Here is a 21936-nt window from a genome sequence, read left to right as displayed (position 1 = left end):
AGGATTGCAGATCTGTCCGGATCAGCTGTTTATCATCTGGCGGAGTACGTAGTGGAGGATACCGCTGTTTTTGATGTAGGCCACCTCAATATCCGTGTTCAGTTTGACCTCAACCTCAAAGGAAACGGTGCTGCCGCCTGTGGTTGCCTTTATCTCTATGCTGCCCCCCGGGGTGATATTTTCAAGGCCGGTGAGGGTGAAGGTCTCCTCCCCGGTGAGTCCTAAGCCGTCAAAGGAATCTCCGGGTTTGAAGACCAGGGGGATGACCCCCATGCCCACCAGGTTGGACCGGTGGATCCGCTCAAAGGATTCGGCAACCACTGCCCGGACACCCAGCAGGCAGGTTCCCTTGGCAGCCCAGTCCCTGGAAGAACCGGTGCCGTATTCTTTGCCCCCGAAAACCATAAGGTCGGTGCCGGTTTTCCCGTAGGCCTGGGAGGCGTCAAAAACATATTCTAGGGTTTTTTCAGGAAAAGCCGTGGTGAATCCCCCGGTTTTGTCCACCAGCCGGTTTTTGATGCGGATATTGGCAAAGGTGCCCCGCATCATCACCTCATGGTTGCCCCGCCTGGATCCGTAGGAGTTGAACTCCCAGGGTTTGACCCCGTTGTCCGTGAGGTATTTTCCTGCCGGGTAGTCCACGGGGATGGCGCCGGCAGGGGAGATGTGGTCGGTGGTGACAGAGTCTCCCAGAACCAGCAGGGGACGGGCGTCTTTTATATCTGCCAGCGGGGCGGTTTCCACGGAGAAGTCCGTAAAGAACGGCGGGTTCCTGATATAGGTGGAATCGGGATCAAATTCAAAGGTGGTGCTTTCTTCCACCTGAAGTTCCTGCCACAGGGTGTCTCCATTGAAGATTCCTGCATATTGGTCCCTGAAGAATTTTTGCTGGACATGGGCTTCGACAAATGCGTTGATCTCTTCAGCTTCGGGCCAGATATCCTTCATATATACCGGATTGCCGTCGGCGCCTGTTCCTAAGGGTTCTGTTTCGAAATCAATGTCAATGCGGCCGGCAATGGCGTAGATGACCACCAGAATGGGGGAGCACAGGAAATTGCCTTTAACATCCTGGTGGATCCGGGCCTCGAAATTCCGGTTGCCGGAAAGAACCGAGGTCACATCCAGATCCTTGGATTTGATGGCCTCTTCAATATAGGGATCCAGGGGGCCGGAATTGCCGATGCAGGTCATGCAGCCGAACCCGGTATTGTTGAATCCCAGGGCTTCAAAGGCGTCCATAAGGCCCGAGGCTTTAAGATAATCCAGAACCACCCGGGAACCCGGGGACAGAGAGGTCTTCACGTACCAGGGGACGGACAGCCCCTTTTCCACGGCGTGCTTGGCGGCCAGGCCCGCCCCGATCATGGTGTAGGGATTGGAGGTGTTGGTGCAGGACGTGATGGCGGCAATGACCACGGAACCGTTGGTCATTGCCGGGCCGTCTCCCTGTTCCGGTTTCACCTGGACCTCTTTTCTGTTGGCCAGGTCGTAGATGGCGGTGGTTTTTTCCTTGACCCGGGAAAGGGGAATTCTGTCCTGGGGGCGGGAAGGACCGGCCACCGAGGTTTCAATGGCGGAAAGGTCCACATCCACGGTCTTTGAAAATGTCAGGCTTTCCCCGTGTGTGTTGAAAAAGCCGCAGGCTTTGCAATAGCTCTCCGTCAAAGCGGCGGTCTCTTCCCGGTTGGTTTTTTTCAGGTAGGCCAGGGTCTGGTCGTCCACGGGGAAGAATCCGGAAGTGGCCCCGTATTCCGGGGACATGTTGGCAATGGTGGCCCGGTCCGTCAGGGTGAGGTGCTGAAGGCCTTCGCCGGTGTATTCCACAATTTTTTCCACTACATTTTCCTCCCTGAGAATATGGGTCACAAAGAGGGCGATGTCCGTGGAGGTGATGTTTTTACGGGGACGGCCTGTGAAATTAACCCCGATGATTTCCGGCAGGTTCATGTAGTAGGGCTGGCCCAGCATCACTGCCTCCGCCTCAATGCCGCCCACCCCCCATCCAAGCACGCCAAGGGCGTTGATCATGGTAGTATGGGAGTCCGTGCCCACCAGGGTGTCCGGAAAGATTTCAGGCAGGCCGCCGGTTTCCTTTACCGCTGCCACCGTGGCCAGGTATTCCAGGTTGACCTGGTGGCAGATGCCGGATTCCGGGGGCACCACCCTGAAGTTTTTAAAGCTTTTCTGGGCCCATTTTAGTAATTTATACCGTTCGGCATTCCGTTCATATTCCTTCTGGGCATTGAGGAAAAATGAATTTTTTTCTTTGAAATGGTCCACCTGGATGGAATGATCGATGACCAGGTCCACAGGGACCAGGGGATTTATTTTTTCCGGGTCAAGACCGGCCGCCTTTACCGCATCCCGCATGGCAGCGAAATCCACCACCGCAGGCACGCCTGTAAAATCCTGCATCAGCACCCGGGCGGGATAAAAGGGGATAAGAGAGGTTTCCTGCCCTGGGGTCCCGTAAAACCGGGCCGCCCGGAGAACGTCCTCCCAGTCTGCAACACCGTTGCCGGCGTGGCGGGCCAGGTTTTCAATGAGGACCCTTGCGGCAAAGGGGAGGCTGCTGACCCGTGCAAGCCCTTCTGTTTCCAGTCGGTTCAGATTCTGTACCGTATATTCCAAGCCGTTAAGGGCCATTTTTTCCTGAATGTGCGTTAAGGTCATTGTGCCTCCTTGGGGGTTGTAATGAATCTATTTGAAAATAAGTGACCAATAAGATATTATCAAAATTCCCATAGATCAAGCGGCAATTCTTTAAAACCGGTTAAAATCGTAACGATTATGGACAAAAAGGCGCTTCATTTTGCAGAAGAGACATCGCCGGCATCGTCCGGGCATCCGCCGGATCGGAGCGGGCAGACAATGCCCTGGAAGATTCTTGTGGTGGATGATGATGAATTTGTTCACAATATCACTGTACTGAGCTTAAAGGATTTCTGTTTTGAGGGCCGGGGCCTTGAATTTATCAATGCCTATAGTGCCGGGGAGGCGGTTGACTGTTTAACGGCACATCCCGGCATTGCCCTGATGCTGGTGGATGTGGTCATGGAATCGGAAACCGCCGGTCTGGATCTGGTCCGTCATGTCCGTCAAACACTGAAAAATGATATGGTACAGATTGTCATCCGCACCGGGCAGCCCGGCCATGCCCCGGAAGACCGGGTGATTTCAGAATACCGGATCAATTCCTATATTGCCAAAACCGAGGTCACAGCCCAGAGGCTTGTCAGCCTGGTGACCACCTCCCTTCGGACCTACGGGCTGACTCTGGCATTGAACCAGGAACTGGCAAAGCGGAGGGATGCGGAGCAGCGGCTCAGGGAGATGAACCAGACCCTGGAACAAAAGGTCCTGGCCCGGACCCGGGAACTGGCCCGGGCCAATGAGATGAAAAGCCTGTTTCTGGCCAATATGAGCCATGAAATCCGGACGCCCATGAACGGGATCCTGGGCATGGCCGACATGCTTGTGGAAGAGCCCCTTACCCCGGCCCAGCATGAATATGTATCCATTATCCGGTCTTCGGGCAATACCCTTTTGTCCCTGATTAATGATATCCTGGACCTGAGCAAGATCGAAGCCGGCCAGATCCGGTTTGAATACCGTGATTTTGACCTGTGCCGCCTGGTGGAGGAAACCCTGGGGGTGTTCAGGCTTAAGGCGAGCCAGAAAGGGCTGGCGCTTGGGGCGGAGGTTGACCCCAATCTTCCGGCGGTCCTCAGGGGGGACAGCCTGAGGATAAAACAGATTCTTGTTAATCTGTTGGGCAATGCCCTTAAATTCACCGAAGAGGGACGGGTGGGAGTCCAGGCCATCCAGGAGGGGTGCCAGGGGAAGGATATCATGCTGACACTGGCCGTACATGACACCGGTCCCGGTATTGATCCTGCATTTGAAAAAAAAATATTTGAGAGTTTTAGCCAGCAGGATGCCTCTTTCACCCGGAAATACGGGGGGACCGGACTGGGGCTGGCCATCACCCGGCAGCTGGCACTGCTCATGGGCGGCGGTATCCGGGTGAGGAACCGGCCCGGGGGCGGGGCGGAATTCAGGGTCAGCCTCCGGCTGGAAAAAGGGGCCGGCAGGATAAAAGTTCCTGAGCAAATGGCCGGCACTGGCGGGGGAGGAGGGCTTGAAGAGATGATATCCGGAAAGGCGCTTAAGGTGCTGGTGGCCGAAGATAATCCGGTGAACCAGAAGGTGCTTTCCCTGATGCTGGAAAAAGCAGGCATCGTGCCGGATCTGGCGGAAGACGGAGAGGCGGTGCTGGAAAAGCTGCGCAGGAGCAGCTACGATATTTTGATCATGGATGTACAGATGCCCCGGATGGACGGCCTTGAAACCACCCGCCGGATCCGGGACAGGGATTCGGATATTCCCCAGAAGGATATTTACATCATTGCCCTTACGGCCATGGCCATGAAGCAGGATGAGCAGGCCTGCAAAAAAGCGGGGATGGACCGGTTTTTAACCAAACCCGTCCATCCCCGGGAACTGATGCAGGCCATTGCCGGGGCGCCGGCCTGCATCTGAATCTGGCGGTGTTTTCCTAACGGCCTTCTTCCTGGGCCCTCAGGTCTTTTCTCAAAATTTTGCCCACGTTTGATTTGGGAAGCTCCTGCCTGAATTCCACGGAAACGGGGAGCTTGTATTTGGCCAGCTTGGTGGCGCAGTAATCGATCACCTCTTTTTCCGTCATGGTTTCCCCTTCCTTGAGAATGACAAAGGCCTTGACCGCTTCCCCCCTCTTGGGATGGGGGATGCCGATGCAGCAGGCTTCCAGGATTTTGGAATGCTCAAACAGGACTTCGTCGATATCCCTGGGGTAGACATTGTAGCCCCCGGAGATGATCATATCCTTAATCCGGTCCACGATGTAGAAATAACCGTCCTCATCCATGCGGGCCACGTCCCCGGTGCAAAGATAGCCGTCTTCGTTGATGGTTTTGGCGGTCTCCTCGGGTTTGTTTAAATAGCCTTTCATCACCTGGGGGCCCTTTATCAGCAGTTCGCCCGGTTCTCCAATGGGCATTTCACGGGTATTGTCTTCCAGGTCCACAATTTTGCATAGGGTGTCGGCAACGGGTACGCCGATGGAACCGGTTTTGCGGGTGCCCTGGAAGGGGTTGACATGGGTGACCGGGGTGGATTCGGTGAGGCCGAAGCCTTCAACGATGATGGAACCGGTCTTTTCCTGGAAATTATTGATTACCTCCAGGGGCAGGGGGGCGGAGCCGGAAAAGCATCCCTTGATGGAGGTCAAATCGGTGTCGGGCATATTGGGGTGGTCCAGAATGCCGATGTACATTGTGGGGACCATGGGGGCAAAGGTGACCTTGAATTTTGATATGGCTTCCAGCAGGGGCTCGGGCTGGGGTTTGGGGACCAGCACGTTGGCCCATCCCATGCGGATGGCAAAGTTCATTGAGGTGGACATGCCGAATACGTGGAAAATGGGCAGGGCGCCCAGCATGACCTCTTCCCCCTTTTTAAATGAGGGGAACCAGCCTTCCAACTGCTGGATCTGATAGGAGATATTCCTGTGGGTGAGCATCACCCCCTTTGAGACGCCGGTGGTGCCGCCGGTGTACTGGAACATGGCCACGTCATCCATGGAGACATCTGCCTGGGTGTCGTCCGGTTCGTATTTGGCGATAACATCTTTGAATTTATAAAGGTTCGGGGCCGGCTTCACGTCGGCGGCCAGTCCTTTTTTCTTGGCCACCAGCGGAAAGAGCAGCCGTTTGACAAAGGGGAGGAAATCTCCGATGGAGGTGTAAACGATGGTTTCTATCTTTGTTTTTTCCCGGAGTTTGACCATCCTGCCGGCCAGCAGGTCCAGGGTGATGAGGAATTTTGAATTGGAGTCGGTGAACTGGTGTTCCAGCTCCCTGTCAGAATACAAGGGGTTATTGAGCACCACTACGCCGCCGATTTTCAAAGTGGCGTAATAGGCCACCACGCAGGGAATGACGTTGGGCAGCAGAATGGCCACACTGTCTCCCTTTTTCAAGCCGTAGGCTTTCAATGCCGCTGCAAACCGTCCCACCATCTCGTTGAGTTCCCTGAAGGTCAGGGTGAATCCCTGGAAGATCAGGGCCGGATGGTCCGGAAAGTTTTTCACAGATTCCTCTAAATATTGGGGAACCAGAACGTCCTGGTAGTCCAGCTGAGGGGGGACGCCTTTTTCATAGGAGTCAATCCAGATTTTTTTCTCGTAGGTGCGTTGATCGGACAAGGCCATCTCCTTTCTGTTGAAGTTGTGAATCGAAAGATATACAGCTTTTAGCAGTTGATAGGAAGTTTTTTGATGGTCTGTCAAGAAAAAAATCAAAATCACTGAACAATGTTCACTTAATCAAATCGGATAATTAGTTTTATGAAGCGGTTTCAGTGGCCGCCCGGCTGCCGCCCCTTGAATCCGTCCCCCGGCTGTGCTAATTTGCCCCCCATGAAAGTCATTAAGATCGGCGGCGGCTGCCTTCGGGACGGCCTGGCCGCCAAAAAAATTGTTGAGTTGATCGCCGGGCGGGGACAGGGGGATATCTTTGTCCTTTCGGCTTTTTACGGGGTGACTGATATTCTTATATCCGGCATCGAACGGGCCCTGGAGGGCGAAGAGAACATCGCGGAAGTCATCACCAGGCTGAGGGAACTGCATCAGAACGTGATCCAGGATCTCATCGAAGACCCCGAAAAGAGAAAACAGCTTTCCACCTCCCTGGGGGATATTTTCAGCAAGCTGGAGCGCTATTATTTCGGGATTTCCTTTACCCGGGAAGCCACGCCGAGGATGCAGGATATGGTGGCCACCTTTGGCGAGCGGATTTCCGCCGTGATCATGTCCCGGGCGGTGGCCGCCCTGGGGCTGTCCGCCGATTACTGCCTGCCTGAGGATCTGGGCATCGTTTCAGACGGAAAATTTATGGATGCCTCGGCCCTGATGGAAAATACGGCCGGGAATATCAAATCCTGGCTGGGGGACAATATGACGCCCGGAAAGATCCTTTTTGTCCCCGGATTCTACGGCGTCAGCGAAACCGGTGAGATCACCACCTTCGGCCGGGGCGGTTCCGACTACTCTGCGGCGGTGGTCGCGGCCGGTGCCGGTGCGGATGTGCTTGAAATCTGGAAGGACACCGAAGGATTCATGACCGCGGATCCGGACAATATTCCCCATTGCCGGCTCATCCCCAAACTGACCTATGAAGAGGCGGCGGAACTCTCCTATACGGGGGCAGGGATCCTCCACCCCAGAACAGTGGAACCCGTGAAAAATGCGGGCATTGATATTGCCATCAAAAATACCTACAACCCCGATGCCCAGGGCAGCCTGATCACCCATGATGTGCCCGTGTCCGCCGGTATCATCAAAAGCGTTTCCTACACCAAGGATGTGGCCATCTTGAAGATCGACGCCCCGGGCGTGGGCGCCAGGTTCGGTTTTCTGGCCCAGGTACTTGGGCCCATCGGACGGGCCGGGATCAATGTGAAGTCTGTGGTTACCTCCCAGACCTGCATCAGTTTGATTCTTTCCCGAAAGGATATCAAGGCCGGGTACGACGCAGTCCTGTCCATGGAACCGGCCCCCTACAGACAGGTCCTGACCGTGACGGATGTGGCCCTGGTGTCTATTGTGGGCAAGGGGCTGCACAACAACCGGGGCATTGCGGCCAAATGCTTTTCTGCGGTATCCGGGGCCAATGTGAATATTGAGATGATATCCTCGGGCACCTCAGATGCCGCCCTGTACTTTCTGGTCAAAGAAGACTGCCTGGACGATACCATCCAGGCCCTGCACAATACTTTTTTCGGTGAATAATGGGTGAATAAAAGGGGCGGATCCCCCCGCAGGAAACCGTTCCTGCCGGGGGGATCTATATGACGGGTAGACGTTTAATCCAGAAGGGAGCCGCCCCCCCGTTTTTTCGAAGAGACGCTGCGGCCGATGACCCAGCCGAAGAGCAATACCCCGAATCCGGCCAGGAACCATTTGATCATGGCGCTTCGGAACACATTGCTGGTTTGGTTTTCCAGGCGGCTGATGGTGCTGGATAAGGTTTTGTTTTCCGCCTTGAGACGCGTGTTATCCTCCAGGGTTTCGGCGATGTTCTGGGTGGCGTTTTTCAGGGCGGTAAATTCAGATTTCTCCCGTGCCAGGCTCTGGCTGAGCGTCTTGTTTTCCTGCTTGAGCCGTGTCAGTTCCGCGGCCAGGCTGTCCGCCTTGTCCAGGGCACCGGCCTCCTTGGCCGCCGCTTCCTCTTTGGACCGGCCCGCACTTTCTTTTAATGTTGCGATCTGGCTTTCCAGTTTTTCTTTTTCACGGTTCAGCTTTTCTATAATAATGGATTTAGGCGGATCAAACATAATGAAATTTTTGTCCACCCACCCCTGTTCTCCGGTCTCCAACTGCGCCTTGTAAAAGCCGTTTTCTTCTTCGAGGATGGTCAGGGGCGTGTTGCTTTTCAGGGTTTTCATCACCGCGTGTTGGGTGCCCGGCCCCTCCCTGAAGGTGAGGATAAGCATGTCCGATACATATGCGGTTTTTGCCTGGCAAAGGGGGATTCCGGTTCCGGCCCCCATACCTGCGGACAGGGCCAGTATCAACAGGGCTTTCACAATAGATTTCATTTTTGTATTCTGCCTCCAGCTTTTTTGATTTTAGGTTTCAATATCAATCCTCGCCTCTTTTTACAACACTTAGGGAATGAAACCTTAAGAAAAAAGACTTGCCAAGGGCCCGGGACACGGGGTATCACTCAATGAAACCAAACTGCCCGGAGGGACATGAACCAAAGCGCTTATAAAAAGATCTGCATTGCCAACATCCTCAACGGGGTATCCGACGGACTCTATAAATTTTCAAAGCCCAGCCGGGTGCCCCTGGTTCTCGCTCCCTCCCCCGAAGACCCGGTCCAGGTCTTTGATCCCCAGGATCTTCTGGCGGGGCATGAATCCAAGCTAAAGGAGCTTTTTATCACCCGGGAGGCCCAGTGGCGCCAGCGGGTCGCAGCACTCATCTCCGGCCAGCCCAGGGGGTATATGATTCCGGAAAAGGATTTGGCGCTGTCCGGCCTGATCTCATTTGCCGGTGCTTCCAGCGAGTTTTTTTACCAGGTCTGGTTCACCGAGCACCACCCGGACATGTGTTCGGTTCGGCCCACGGAAAAATGGCTGGAGCAGGCTGCCACACTGCTGGCCCATGATTTTAACGCCACACGGAATACCCCCATCAATTCCTCGGATTATGTGGTGAAAAATTACGGTCTCCAGGCCATTGCCGATTACCTGGTGGACGAGTGGAGCCAGCATTTGGGGTTTGATACCCGGATTCCGGTTCCCAACCTGCTGAACCATATCCTGACCATATCCAAAACACGTGAAGAGGGGTCCTGGGCCAGGGGGGTGTTGTTTTTTACGGATCCGGTGAATATCGGCAGCATTGATTTTATTACCAAGCTGCAGCGCCACGAACGGCCTTTGATTTCCAACACCAAGCATATCCGAAAACTGCTCATCGGGGTGGAGCGGTCCGACCGCAAACTGGTTTCAGACGGAAACACCATCATCGGGATATCCGAAGGGCCGGTGCCGGAGTACGCCGTCGCCGCCGATTTCAGAGGGGACTACGGATTCCTGCGCCTGGGGGAGAAGAAAGTGGCTTCTTTTTCAGATGGGAATTTTTACTCATCCACCCGGGAGGCCCGACTGGTGGAACTGGAAGAACTGCTGCTGGACGCCAAACTGCCCTCAGAAAGCGCAGGAACATTGTTCAAGCTGATTATGGGGCTGGTGCATCGGGCCGGTCATGCCCGCCACGGCGCCACTCTGGTGGTGGATCTCAACGACACCCCAGTGACCCTGCCCGGTCACGTACTTGAGCCCTCTTTGAACCTGCTCGAACCCAAAAATTATGAACTGGCCGGGGCGCTTATGCGCATTGACGGAGCGGTTCACATTACCGCCGCCCAAACCATCCACGGATTTGCCTGTCTGCTGGACGGGAAAACCATTTCCTGGGAGAATATGGCCCGGGGGGCACGGTACAATTCCGCCCTCCGGTTTTCGGCGGCCACCCCCAATGTGATTGTGGTGGTGGTTTCGTCGGACCGGCCCGTGTCTATTATTTATAACGGCATTGAATTGAATGCCTTTTGTCGGTGGAAACCGGTGTATCAATATATGCCTGAAATTGTGACCCTAAACGATTACCTGAACGGAGTTGAACTATGAGCCACGATCATACCCATACCCACAGCCATTCCCATGACCACGATCACAGCCACGATCATGCCCATACCCACAGCCATGACCACAGCAGCGAGATGTCCATGGAAGATAAGCTCAAAACCCTCTTTGCTCACTGGATCGACCACAATGATTCCCACAAGGATAATTTTGTCTCCTGGGCCAAAAAGGCCAGGGAGGCGGGGCTGGATGCCGCGGCCGACGCCCTTGAAGAGGCCGGAAGCCTTTCCCAGGAGGTGACGGAAAAGCTCAGGCAGGCCCGTGCTTCCATTGAGGGATGAGAACCGGAAAACAAAAAACAGGAACACCTGAGACGGATAAATGAAAAAACTGTCCATTGCCGATATGGCCGGCCAGCGGCTGATGCTGGGATTCAACGGCACCGCCCTTAACGATGAACTCAAAGGGCTGCTCCGGGAGTGCCGGGCCGGGGGGATTATTCTTTTTAAGTATAATATAGAATCTCCGGACCAGCTCCAACGGCTATGCCAGGATGCAGCGGCCTATGCCCGGGACTGCGGCCTGCCGGAGCTTTTCATTGCCGTGGACCAGGAGGGGGGCGTGGTGGCAAGGCTCCGGGCCCCCTTTACCGAGTTTCCGGGCAACCCCCATATCCATAACCGGGAGGCGGCCGCAGAGTTTGCCCGGGTGACGGCAGATGAACTGGTCTCAATGGGCATCAATATGAATATGGCACCGGTGATGGATGTGGCGCCGCCCGGAGTGGATTCCATCATGAAAGACCGGGCCTTTCCGGGAGATGCCGACCTTGTGGCCGACCTTGGGTGCACCGTGATCCGGGGAATGCAGGAGCGGGGCGTCATGGCCGTTGCCAAGCATTTCCCGGGTATCGGCCGGACGGTGAAGGATTCCCATTTTTATCTGCCGGTGCTGGAGGCCGATGCCGATACCTTGAGAGCAAGCGATATCAAGCCATTTGAATCGGCCCGGGATGCCGGGGTTTCTGGTATTATGCTTTCACATATTTCCTACCCCCGGCTTGACCCCCGGTGGCAGGCCAGCCTCTCCCCAGCCATTGCCCGGGATCTGCTTCGACGGGAACTGGGCTACCGTGGGCTGGTCATGACCGACGATATGGATATGAAAGCCATTTCCCATGATATGGAAACCTGCGTCGGCCAGGTTATGGCGGCGGAAATCGACCTGATGCTGATCTGCCATGCCGGCCCCAATATTCTGAAGGCGAGGGATGAAATCGTCCGGCGGCTCGGGACGGATGAAGAAATGTTCAAGCTGGGAGAGACATCCGTACAGCGGATCCTGTCGGCTAAAGAGAGGTATTTAAAGTAAATTATATTTTTATTCTGGAATATACATCCTGATCCGGTGCGCAGAGCTCGTTGTTTCGGATCATGGTGTATCCCCTGGCCGCAATCATGGCGGCATTATCTCCGCACAGGGAGAGGGGCGGGGAAAATATCTTCATGTTGTATTTTTCTGCCCGTTCCGCCAGCGAGGTGATAAAGGTTTTATTGGCGGAGACCCCACCGGCAACGCCGATGCGCTTGCATCTTTTTTTCTTGGCTGCCTGGATCAGCTTTTTACTGAGCACGTCCACCACCGCCTCCTGGAAGGATGCGGCCACGTGGGCCTGCCCGGCCCCGTCCATATCAGGATTCAGGTGGAGGTGGCGGGCCACGGCGGATTTCAATCCGCTGAAACTGAAATCAAAACTCTCTTTTTCCAGCATGCTCCTGGGAAATTTTACGGCATCGGGATCGCCGCCCTTGGCCATGGACTCGATGACGGGGCCGCCGGGATAGCCCAGGCCCATCATTTTGGACACTTTGTCGAAGGCTTCGCCTGCGGCGTCGTCCCGGGTCCGGCCCATGAGTTCGAATTCATGGGGGGAGGCCACATGGTATATGTTGGTGTGTCCCCCTGAAACCACCAGAGCGATAAAGGGAAAGGCCGGCGCCTTGTCCAGGAGCAGCAGGGAATAGATGTGGGCCTCCAGGTGGTTGACTCCGGCAAAGGGGAGCTTTCTGGCCCAGGCAAAGGCCCTGCCAAAGGAAAACCCTACCAAAAGAGCACCGATGAGGCCCGGCCCCCGGGTGGCAGCCACCCCGTCGATCTGGTCCATGGTGATGCCCGCCTGTTCAATGGCCTCTTCCACCACCGGGCCAACGGCTTCGATGTGCATGCGGGAGGCCAGTTCAGGCACCACCCCGCCGTATTTGGCATGGGTGTCTATCTGTGAGGCGACAATGGATGAAAGAATCCGGCTGCCGTCTTCAACGACGGCAGCCGCGGTTTCATCGCAGGAAGATTCTATCCCGAGGATGATCATAAATGGTAGTGGAACTTAAATGTACAGGGTCTGGTCTTCGTTATTTTTCCGCTCCTGGATTTCACCGATGACATAGGCTTTGTCTCCGATGGCGGCCAGGCGGTCCATGACTTCCTGGGCGGATGAATCCGGCACCACAACCACCATGCCGATGCCGTTGTTGAATGTCCGCCGCATGTCGGCTTCAGGGACATTGCCTTCCCGCTGGAGGATGTTGAATATCTGGGGAACCTCCCAGGAATCTTTGTGGACAACGGCCTTGCAGGCATCGGGGATCACCCGGATGATGTTTTCATCAATGCCGCCGCCGGTGATGTGTACCAGGCCGTGGACGGGCAGGTCCCGCAGCAGGCTCAGGATGGTGTTGACGTAGATGAAAGTGGGCTTGAGCAGTTCTTCCCCCAGGGGGATGCCCAAATCCGGGATGACGGTGTTGACATCGTATTTGCACTTGTCAAAGAAGATTTTGCGTACCAGGGAGAACCCGTTGGAATGGATGCCGGAAGAGGCAATGCCGATGAGCTTGTGCCCGGGCCGGATGTAGGAGCCGTCAATGATTTTGTCGTTGTCGACGATGCCCACGGAGAATCCGGACAGATCATACTCCCCTTCCTGGTACATGCCGGGCATCTCCGCGGTCTCCCCGCCGATGAGGGCGCAGCCGGCCTGGGTGCAGCCGTCGGCAATTCCTTTGATGATCTGTTCGGCAACACTGTTGTCCAGAGCGCCTACGGCCAGATAATCAAGGAAGAATAAGGGTTTTGCCCCCTGGACAATGATGTCGTTGACGCACATGGCCACAAGGTCGATTCCGATGGTATCGTGCTTGTCCATCTGGAAAGCGATTTTCAGCTTGGTGCCCACCCCGTCGGTGGAGGAGACCAGTACCGGATTGGAAATATTGGAAAGGTTCAGGGAAAAAAGTCCGCCGAACCCGCCGATTTCACCCATGACGCCTGATCGGGGCGTGGATTTGGCAATGTCTTTTATCCGGTCGACCAGCTGGTTGGCCTTATCAATATCAACACCGGAATCCGCGTATGTCAAAGAATCATTCATCTAAACTCACCTTATGGCATGTGAAAAAATATGGAAATACGTTAATAACAATTCGTTTAAAATCCCTAAATGATAACCCAAAACCCCCCAAAAAGTCAAAAGTTTTTTGACATGAAGGGCCAGATGGAGTATCTATATCCTTTTTAATACGGACTATTTCGGAGACGACAAATCATGAGAACAATCAATATCGGAATACTGGGATTTGGCGTGGTCGGCGCCGGTGTCGCCAGGTTGCTCAAGCAGAAAAAACAATTGCTCGAAGCCCGGATCGGTGCATATTTAAATCTTAAAACCATTGCTGATATTGATACCGACACCGACCGGGGGGTGGCCCTGGGGGATACGGCGCTGGTCGCCGATGCCATGGCCGTGATCAATGATCCGGACATCGATATTGTTGTGGAACTCATCGGCGGAGAAACCGTGGCCCGAAAGTTCACCCTCAAGGCCCTGGAAAACAAAAAACATGTGGTCACCGCCAACAAGGCCCTGCTGGCCGGGTACGGCAACGACCTGGTGAAGACCGCACGGATCAACCAGGTGGACCTGGCCTTTGAGGCCTCATGCGGGGGATGCATGCCCATCATCAAGTCGCTGAGGGAAAGTCTGGTGGCCAACGATATCAATGCCATGTCCGCCATCCTCAACGGCACCTGCAACTATATCCTGACCAAGATTTCCCAGGATGGTTCCGAATTTGCCGATGCCCTGAAAAAGGCCCAGGAACTGGGGTTTGCCGAGGCAGAACCCTCTCTGGACGTGGACGGTCACGACACGGCCCACAAGCTGGCCATCCTCAGCGCCCTGGCCCACGGCATGGAGATCAACCTGGACGATATCCATGTGGAGGGTATCCGGAATATCACCCCGGTGGACATTGAGTTCGCACGGGAGTTCGGGTACACCATCAAGCTGCTGGCCATCGGCAAAAAGCATGAGGGCAATGTGGAGGCCCGTGTCCACCCCACCATGATTCCCAAATCTAACCCCCTTTCCCATGTGGATGGTTCCATGAACGCCATCGCCATTGATGCAGATGCCACCGGCCGGACCATGCTTTACGGCCACGGGGCCGGTATGATGCCCACGGCATCGGCGGTGCTCAGCGACATTGCCGACATTGCCAGGAATATCATTGCAGAAACCAAGCGCCGGGTCCCCATCCTGGGATATCCTGAAGACAATATCAAACCCATTCCCATCCTGCCCATGGCTGAATTGTTTACCCGGTACTACCTGAGGTTCGAGGCCCAGGACAACCCTGGGGTGCTCTCCAAAATTTCAGGTATTCTGGGCGAGAACGGCATCAGTATCAAATCCGTTCACCAGAAGGGACGCAAGGCCAACGGCAAGGTCCCCGTTGTCATGATCACCCACCAGGCCAAGGAACACTGGGTCCAGACCGCCCTTGACCAGATTTCCGCCACGGATACGGTGGTGGGGACACCTGTTGTGATCCGTATCGAAGATGATGAACAGGATTAGATGACCATATAAAGCCGGAGTAAAAAGACAAATGAAAATACTTGTTGCCGATCTGGAAGGGGTGTTTCTGCCTGAAATCTGGATCAATGTGGCCCTGAAAACAGGGATCGAGGAACTGAAACTGACCACCCGGGATATTTCCGATTATGATGTGCTCATGACCAAGCGCCTCTCCATACTTGAAGAGAACAATTTGACCCTGAAGGATATCCAGGATGTCATCGCTACGCTGGAGCCCCTGGAAGGTGCAAAGGAGATGATGGACTGGATCCGTTCCCGCACCCAGATCATCATTCTATCGGATACCTTTGAAGAATTTGCCGGGCCCTTGATGGCCAAGCTGGGATATCCGGCCCTGCTCTGCCACAACCTTACCGTGGACGGTGCCGGTAAGATCAGCGATTATAACCTGAGGATCGACAACCAGAAGGCTCGGGCCGTAAAGGCCCTCCAGACCCTTAACTACGAGGTTATTGCCTTTGGTGATTCCTACAATGACACCGGCATGATCCAGGCCGCGGACCAGGGATTTTTCTTCAGGCCCCCTGAATCCATTACCACGGATTTCCCGGATATTCCCATTACCCGGTCCTATGAAGAACTCAAGGCCATGCTTACCAAGCTTCTGGAAATTGCCTAGCAGAGGCGCCTAAAGGATTCAGCCCGTAAATGATCGATATCAGCAGATTTAAGAAGCTAAAGGCCCTGGTCATCGGTGATCTTATGATCGACGAGTATCTCTGGGGCAGTGTGGACCGGATTTCGCCGGAGGCCCCGGTACCGGTGGTGGCCGTGGAAAAGGAAAACCAGACCCTGGGAGGCGCCGGCAATGTGATCAACAACCTGGTGTCCATGGGCACCGCTGTGTTTGCCATCGGCACCGCCGGTACGGGAAAGGCCGGGCAGACCGTGTTCAAAAAGCTCAAGGCCCTGGGGGTGGAAACCTCGGGGATTGTGAGTGAACCGGAACGCCCCACCACAAGGAAAACCCGTATCATTGCCTCCAACCAGCAGGTGCTTCGCATCGACAAGGAAATAAAACGCCGGATCAACTCCGTCACCCTTGAAAAGCTGGTCTCCATCATCGAATCCCGGATCCGGGAGGTGGATCTGATCATTATCTCCGATTATGACAAGGGGCTGGTCACCCGGGAGCTTGTGGCCGCAACCACTGCCCTGGCCCGGGAACACAAGGTGTTGACCCTGGCCGATCCCAAGTCTCTGGATTTTTCCAAATACAAGGGCGTGACCCTGCTCACCCCCAATAAAAAGGAAGCCGGTCTGGCTGCCAATATGGTTCTGACCACCCGGGAGGAACTTGAAACGGCAGCAGAGAAGATTATGGCCCAGGCCGACCTGGAGAAGCTTATCATCACCTGCGGCAAGGACGGGATGGTGCTTTTTGAAAAGGACAAACCCAGCATTACAATCGCCTCTAAGGCCCGCCAGGTATTTGATGTGTCGGGGGCAGGGGATACGGTGATATCCCTCTTGGGCCTGGGGCTTGCCGCCGGATTTGGTTTTCAGGATGCCGCCGGCACAGCAAATGCCGCCGCCGGCATTGTGGTTGCCAAGGTGGGGACGGCAACGGCTTCTATTGATGAATTAAATCAGGCGCTTGGGAAAAAAGCCTGAGTTTTGTGAAAATAGTCCTTGACTTAAGGGCTGAATTCAAGCATATTACGCCCCGTTGTTGCGGGGTGGAGCAGTCTGGTAGCTCGTCGGGCTCATAACCCGAAGGTCATTGGTTCAAATCCTTTCCCCGCTACCAAGAATATCAAAGGCTTACGGCAAATGCGCTGTAAGCCTTTTTTAGTATTGTACCGTTTTTGTACCACTTTTTGCTACACATCCTCTAACTTCCGGTTTCTTGAACTCTTTCAGACAGGCTCACAATTTTGTTGCTCTCGTCCGATTTTTCTATAAAAGAATTCATAAACGCTGAACCATCCTTACGTGTCTTTTGAGGTATCCAGGCATAGTAATGATTAAAAATCATTTGCAGGGATGAATGCCCAAGCATTTTCTGAACCCAGCCTATATCTTCACCTGCTGTAATCATCATCGTGGCAAAGGTGTGTCTTGTTTGGATTGGTGGCCGATAATCAAACTTTGCTTTTATCAGTGCCTTTCTCCAAACAACTTCACGGAAATGGTCAGGGTTCATCAACTCACCCTTTTCGGTATAGAAAATGTTCTTTCTATCACCAGTTAAGGTTTTTTGATTTGAAAGAGCCTCTATGACCGGTGGAAGGCAATCGATATAGCGCTTTGATTTTTTAGTTTTCGGCTTCCCCTCAAATCCACAGACCAGGGTTTTATTGATGTAGAGTTTGGGAGACGGCTTCATTTTCAGCTTGTAATCTTCCCATTTTAATCCATCCAATTCACCAGACCTTGCCCCGGTAAAGAACCGTGCGGCAGTATAATTTCGGTAAGCTGGATTTATTACATCCAAAATCCTGACTACCTCTTCGTAGGTGAAGGGGTTTATCTCAGACTGTTCAAGGGTAAGGTTATCGACTTTCAACATAACGTTTTCTTCAATCATGCCTTCCTTGAAAGCCATTTTGAAAACAGACCGCATGGGAACCAGAATGTTATTCACTCTTTTCGGAGAGCAGGGCAGGGTTAGGATGAAATTTTCTACATCCATATACCCGATGTCCTCAATGGGAGTATCCCCGAAATATGGAAGAATATGCGCATTCATCGCTGAACGATAGTCTTTCCAGGTGGAGAACTTTACTTTGGCTGAGTGGATTTTTGCCCACTTCTTCGCTATGGAACCAAATACAACTGACTTTTCCTCTTCTGGTTCGTTTGTGTAGCGGCCAGTCATCCGATAGTTCTCAAGCATCTCATCTCTTAATCGAATGGCTTCAGTTTGGACCGTTGTTTCCAGACTCTTGGTATAATTCCCTTTTCTGAAATACCAGAATTTTCCTCGTTTTTTCAGGTGGTGCTTTTTCTTGTTTGCCATATTATATCCTCCATTCCTTTTCAGGGTTGGCTGATACAACTGGCTTTTCCCTTTTTATCGCTGGTTTTTTAGTCTGGATACCTCCTTTTCTGTTAAAAGTATTATTGTCTCTAAAATCTTTGATTTCATCCGCGAAGTAGAGGACCCTGGTTGAGCCCGGCGCTTGCCAGTATTTTATCAGACCTCTATCTCGCCAGTTTTTGATTGTGCTCGGTACAACTCTAAAATAATCTGCCACTTCCTGCTGTGTCCATAATTCTTTCTCTTCTGCCATAAAAATGTGCTCCATTTTTGTCAATTTCCCTGTGGCCCTTCCACAGGCTTGTGGAGTTTTCTTCTCCGCCCAGTTTTACGAGATGGGTGCTCAGTATGGAGCTTTGGTGGAGCTTCTGTATCAAAGCTTAGAATTCTTCTTCCACATCGGAACGAGCCCACTCCAATGCGAAATGAAGTTCCTCCTTGAATTGCCAAAAATTATCAAGATTATCAAATTTTTCATAAACTGTTTCCATGCCGTTATATACCCATTTTATTAACACGCATCCGCCTTCGCAGGATATGAAACCAGCATTTTCAGTCGTTAAAAAAGTACTTCTTTCAGGACAGACAGAGCTATCCTTGTTAAACGCTATAATTGAGCCATCTATTTCAGGGTCAAATTGTTTAATTGGGAAATTCTTCCTGTTGGTTATGGTGCCTTGATTTCTCCATTCACTCTCAATTTCGTCCAATGTATAAAGTAAATCTTGTAATCGTTCATCGTCATGGTCCCACTCATAACCCTTGTTATTTGGAGGATTAGTTTCTTCACTGAATGTCATGTCTACAACACCATTAAAGTTCTGAGAATGAACAGAACGTCCCGCTGTGGATTTGCTTTCTACTGCGGCAGCTTTTTTTTGATTCATATTACATCTCCTTTGTTTTTGATTGCTATATGTGTCTCAAATGTGATAATAAGAGTTAAATAACGCTTTGTCAATATTAAAGCGTTATAATTTAGATGAGACAATCAAGAGGTGTTATGATGAAAAGTAAAGAAAGTAAAGCCAGTAATCGGTTGGACTACTTTTTTGAGTTCGTAAATTTTAAGCTGGCGGACCTGGATTTTGACAATCTGATTTCCATAGCGATGTCCTATGTCAGGTTTGCCTATGCGCAGGATGGGGCTACCTCCAAATCAATATATGATAAGCTAACAGAATCAGCATTTGAACGGTCTGAAAATGAGTTAATTAAAACCAAAGAATTACTTGAAAGATTACAATCCTATTCAAAACAGTTTCTGGATAGAATTATTATCCCTTCCGATGCGGCTATATCCTCAGAGCATAAAACGGGATGGGAACTGTATATAAAGGATGGGAAATTTGTCATTTCATTTTCCACCGAGAACGACCGGGCTGACGAGTTAGATATTCATCAGGAAACACAAAATATAAAGGCTGTTTTTACGGACCTCCTTGTAAATACACCTCTGGTGCCAAATCAGTTCAAGACCTGTGAAGAGTGTGGTAATTATTTTTACCAGAAGACCAAACGGGAAATGAAATTTTGTTCAACTCGCTGTTCAAACAGGAACCGTCAAAGGGCATTTATCAGTACAAAAGGCAGTTGTGGGGTTGATGTTGGTGGTGGTATCGGGGTTAAAGGTTCTTCCATTAAAATCCCGAAACCCAAATTCAAAAAGAAGAAATAAGTCAGCCCACCTCGTTCATAAGCAACTCAACCACTTCCCGGTCTTCTATGCCCAGGTATCGCATCGTGATGGCAGGGGAGGAGTGGTTATACCGTTTACACAAGATTGCAAAGCCAGCACCATGGCGGGTACGCTGGATATAACCCCAAGTTTTCCTCAACGTATGTGCCCCATACCGGCCTTTGAGATTGATGGCAGATGCCCAGGACCGGACCAGGCGGCCAACACTCTGGCTGGTAATGTGGCCGTTGCCTTTCCGTGACTTGAATAGGAAGTCATTCGGTGCTGGCTCTATCACTGCCAGGTAGGCTTGTAATGCCTTGTGAACTGCCTTGTTTATGACCAGCACATTGGTTTTGCCGGTTTTAGATTCAACGATGTTGATGACAGTGCCGGGCTTGGCTCCCTCCACCTGACTGTATCTGATACGAACCAGGTCTTTGGCGCGGAGGCCGTTGTTTATTCCAATGGTCCAGAGCAGGTGGTCCCTTGGCCTGGATTTGAGCAACCGGGAAATGGCTTTAATGTCTTTGAGTTTACGGATGGGTTCGACGGTTAAATTGGTGGTGTTGATTCTGGGCATAGCTGTTCCTCCTTCAATGTTGGGTTTTATATCTGTGAGGCCACAAACTGGCCATTCAAAACTGGTGTGAATCGTTGAATGGGCTGAAAACCTTATTGGGCAAGGGTTTTGAATCGAATGTTCAGGTTTGTTCAGAAGTACACATTGGTGCTTCTAAACGTTTAGAAATAGATTTTTAATCATCGGGAAAGGGACGTTTCAATATGTGGAAAGTTTTGTTGTTGCTGGATGTAATTTGGATTTTATTGTAATTCAAAAATAAAAAGGGTATTCTTGTTTCTAAATAAAAATACACCTGACAATTCGACGTTACGAGATTTTATGCGGAAAAAAAGATTTCGAGCAAATTTTAGATTTATTCTCTCCATTTGTTTAATCGTATTTTTGCTCGGGTTAATTTCCATTTATACTATCAATTGGCGATTAAGGCAGCATGCGCTTGATGAGGCTAAAGAAAAAGCGATGATACTCCTTGATAGAAACATCGCCACCCACACTTATTTTTCACACCAACTTAAGCCCGCTATATTTGAGAAAATTGAAAGTATTTCCGATGAAAAATATTTTGACCCGAGATGGATGTCCTCAACCTATGCGGTCAGAGAAGTCGATAAATATTATCAATTGGCCTCCAAAAAAAGTTATTATTACAAAGAGGCGGCTATAAATGCTCGAAGTCCTGAAAATGAAGCGGATGACTTCGAAAGGGAATTTATTTCGAATCTAAATCAATCTTCAGATATCATGGAACCTTCTGAGGTCAAGTACATAGATGACGCACCTTTTTTGGTGGTTCTCCGCCGTGGCGAATCAATGGGAAAAAGCTGCCTGCGTTGCCATAGTGACCCAGAGGTTGCTCCTGATGATTTGATAAAATATTACGGCGCTGAAAGAAGTTTTGGGCGCTATGAAGGTGAGGTCGTATCGGCGATTTCGATTAGAGTGCCTCTCGCTTCGGCTTTTTCCAACGTAAATAAAACTATTATATTTTTGGCTTTCGGCTCAGTTGTCATCCTGCTTTTAACAGGTGCATTAGCAACATACTTTGGCAAACGATGGCTTTATGACCCAATTGCCAACCTTAGCCTTAAAGCGGATAGTATATCCAAGAATCCAGAAAAAATTGGCATTCAAATCGAATTACCACTGAGCGAGGAATTGGCTGAATTGTGCAGCGCCTTTAATTCTATGTCATTACAATTAAAAGAAGAACGAGACCAATTAGAAATAAAAATATTGGAAAGAACTCAAGAGTTAAACAAGTCGAATAAGGCCCTTGAACAAGAAATAATGTTAAAGGAAAAATCAATAAAAGATTTAAAAAAGGCGATGTCGGAAATCAAAACTCTTAGCGGACTATTACCGATTTGTGCTCACTGTAAAAAAATTAGAGATGACCAAGGATATTGGAACTCACTTGAGCTTTACCTCCAAGAACACTCTGATGCCACATTTAGTCATGGGATTTGTCAGGATTGTTTAAAATTACATTATCCAGATTATACACCTAAATCATAATTCATCAGGTCCTTGCGGGCACCTCCACTGATGCC

General features: G+C 51.7%; 19 protein-coding genes and 1 tRNA gene. 11 read left to right on the top strand and 9 right to left on the bottom strand.

Translation table 11 applies throughout. From position 1 onward, the window contains the following. Positions 1 to 21: 21 nt before the first annotated feature. Entirely contained in the window at positions 22 to 2676 is a 2655-nt protein-coding gene (gene acnA, locus HUN04_04630) for an aconitate hydratase AcnA (protein WDP89050.1), read from the bottom strand. A 198-nt stretch (positions 2677 to 2874) separates the two neighbouring features. Here acnA and HUN04_04625 point away from each other — a divergent pair, with 198 nt between their 5' ends. Beyond that, the gene (locus HUN04_04625) at positions 2875 to 4545 is read left to right on the top strand and encodes a response regulator (protein WDP89049.1); all 1671 of its coding nucleotides are present in this window, start codon (positions 2875 to 2877) and stop codon (positions 4543 to 4545) included. Between the two features lie 16 nt (positions 4546 to 4561). Here the strand turns inward: HUN04_04625 and HUN04_04620 are convergent, their stop codons facing one another. Beyond that, positions 4562 to 6250, bottom strand: coding sequence for a long-chain fatty acid--CoA ligase (locus HUN04_04620; GenBank protein ID WDP89048.1), 1689 nt, complete (start codon positions 6248 to 6250; stop codon positions 4562 to 4564). A 213-nt stretch (positions 6251 to 6463) separates the two neighbouring features. Here HUN04_04620 and HUN04_04615 point away from each other — a divergent pair, with 213 nt between their 5' ends. After that, a complete protein-coding gene (locus HUN04_04615; protein WDP93163.1) occupies positions 6464 to 7834 on the top strand; it encodes an aspartate kinase in 1371 nt (456 codons plus the stop codon). Positions 7835 to 7908: 74 nt separating this feature from the next. Here HUN04_04615 and HUN04_04610 read toward each other — a convergent pair whose 3' ends face one another. Then, a complete protein-coding gene (locus tag HUN04_04610; GenBank protein ID WDP93162.1) occupies positions 7909 to 8595 on the bottom strand; it encodes a TIGR04211 family SH3 domain-containing protein in 687 nt (228 codons plus the stop codon). Between the two features lie 204 nt (positions 8596 to 8799). Here HUN04_04610 and HUN04_04605 point away from each other — a divergent pair, with 204 nt between their 5' ends. The 3 genes from HUN04_04605 to nagZ all read left to right on the top strand — a co-directional run bounded on the left by HUN04_04605 (position 8800) and on the right by nagZ (position 11571). Beyond that, complete coding sequence (locus tag HUN04_04605; protein WDP89047.1) at positions 8800 to 10245, top strand: DNA integrity scanning protein DisA nucleotide-binding domain protein; 1446 nt, start codon at positions 8800 to 8802, stop codon at positions 10243 to 10245. Further along, positions 10242 to 10541 carry a zinc transporter gene (locus HUN04_04600; GenBank protein ID WDP89046.1) on the top strand — a complete coding sequence of 100 codons (300 nt, stop codon included), beginning with the start codon at positions 10242 to 10244 and terminating at the stop codon, positions 10539 to 10541. The genes HUN04_04605 and HUN04_04600 overlap by 4 nt, the downstream gene beginning before the upstream one ends. A 64-nt stretch (positions 10542 to 10605) precedes the next feature. After that, positions 10606 to 11571: a beta-N-acetylhexosaminidase gene (gene nagZ, locus HUN04_04595; protein WDP93161.1), complete on the top strand. Its 966-nt coding sequence runs from the start codon at positions 10606 to 10608 to the stop codon at positions 11569 to 11571. 1 nt (position 11572) lies between these two features. Here nagZ and tsaD read toward each other — a convergent pair whose 3' ends face one another. Together tsaD and HUN04_04585 are read right to left on the bottom strand one after the other, a co-directional pair. Then, positions 11573 to 12571: a tRNA (adenosine(37)-N6)-threonylcarbamoyltransferase complex transferase subunit TsaD gene (tsaD, locus tag HUN04_04590; GenBank protein WDP89045.1), complete on the bottom strand. Its 999-nt coding sequence runs from the start codon at positions 12569 to 12571 to the stop codon at positions 11573 to 11575. A 15-nt stretch (positions 12572 to 12586) separates the two neighbouring features. Continuing rightward, a complete protein-coding gene (locus HUN04_04585; GenBank protein WDP89044.1) occupies positions 12587 to 13630 on the bottom strand; it encodes a phosphoribosylformylglycinamidine cyclo-ligase in 1044 nt (347 codons plus the stop codon). A gap of 174 nt (positions 13631 to 13804) precedes the next feature. Between HUN04_04585 and HUN04_04580 the strand changes: the two genes are divergently transcribed. The 4 genes from HUN04_04580 (at position 13805) to HUN04_04565 (ending at position 16889) form a co-directional block, all read left to right on the top strand. Next, positions 13805 to 15118, top strand: coding sequence for a homoserine dehydrogenase (locus HUN04_04580; protein ID WDP89043.1), 1314 nt, complete (start codon positions 13805 to 13807; stop codon positions 15116 to 15118). Between the two features lie 31 nt (positions 15119 to 15149). Continuing rightward, the gene (gene thrH / locus HUN04_04575; protein WDP89042.1) at positions 15150 to 15758 is read left to right on the top strand and encodes a bifunctional phosphoserine phosphatase/homoserine phosphotransferase ThrH; all 609 of its coding nucleotides are present in this window, start codon (positions 15150 to 15152) and stop codon (positions 15756 to 15758) included. A gap of 29 nt (positions 15759 to 15787) precedes the next feature. Then, complete coding sequence (rfaE1, locus tag HUN04_04570; protein ID WDP89041.1) at positions 15788 to 16753, top strand: D-glycero-beta-D-manno-heptose-7-phosphate kinase; 966 nt, start codon at positions 15788 to 15790, stop codon at positions 16751 to 16753. Between the two features lie 59 nt (positions 16754 to 16812). Continuing rightward, positions 16813 to 16889 (top strand) — tRNA-Met (locus tag HUN04_04565). Between the two features lie 84 nt (positions 16890 to 16973). Here HUN04_04565 and HUN04_04560 read toward each other — a convergent pair. The 3 genes from HUN04_04560 to HUN04_04550 all read right to left on the bottom strand — a co-directional run bounded on the left by HUN04_04560 (position 16974) and on the right by HUN04_04550 (position 19009). Beyond that, positions 16974 to 18101: a site-specific integrase gene (locus HUN04_04560; GenBank protein WDP89040.1), complete on the bottom strand. Its 1128-nt coding sequence runs from the start codon at positions 18099 to 18101 to the stop codon at positions 16974 to 16976. Position 18102: 1 nt separating this feature from the next. Next, positions 18103 to 18375, bottom strand: coding sequence for a helix-turn-helix domain-containing protein (locus HUN04_04555; protein ID WDP89039.1), 273 nt, complete (start codon positions 18373 to 18375; stop codon positions 18103 to 18105). A gap of 127 nt (positions 18376 to 18502) precedes the next feature. Beyond that, entirely contained in the window at positions 18503 to 19009 is a 507-nt protein-coding gene (locus tag HUN04_04550) for a hypothetical protein (protein WDP89038.1), read from the bottom strand. Positions 19010 to 19125: 116 nt separating this feature from the next. Here HUN04_04550 and HUN04_04545 point away from each other — a divergent pair, with 116 nt between their 5' ends. Further along, positions 19126 to 19800 (top strand): CGNR zinc finger domain-containing protein, encoded by a 675-nt coding sequence (locus HUN04_04545; GenBank protein WDP89037.1) that lies wholly within the window; start codon positions 19126 to 19128, stop codon positions 19798 to 19800. A gap of 1 nt (position 19801) precedes the next feature. Here HUN04_04545 and HUN04_04540 read toward each other — a convergent pair whose 3' ends face one another. Then, a complete protein-coding gene (locus tag HUN04_04540; protein WDP89036.1) occupies positions 19802 to 20383 on the bottom strand; it encodes a tyrosine-type recombinase/integrase in 582 nt (193 codons plus the stop codon). A 321-nt stretch (positions 20384 to 20704) separates the two neighbouring features. Between HUN04_04540 and HUN04_04535 the strand changes: the two genes are divergently transcribed. Beyond that, positions 20705 to 21901: a DUF3365 domain-containing protein gene (locus tag HUN04_04535; protein ID WDP89035.1), complete on the top strand. Its 1197-nt coding sequence runs from the start codon at positions 20705 to 20707 to the stop codon at positions 21899 to 21901. Positions 21902 to 21936: the final 35 nt, after the last annotated feature.

This window comes from Desulfobacter sp. (assembly GCA_028768525.1).
In the GTDB taxonomy this organism is placed as follows: Bacteria; Desulfobacterota; Desulfobacteria; order Desulfobacterales; family Desulfobacteraceae; genus Desulfobacter.
The sequence above is the reverse complement of the archived record's forward strand: the minus strand, read 5'-3'. Positions and strand labels throughout refer to the sequence as shown.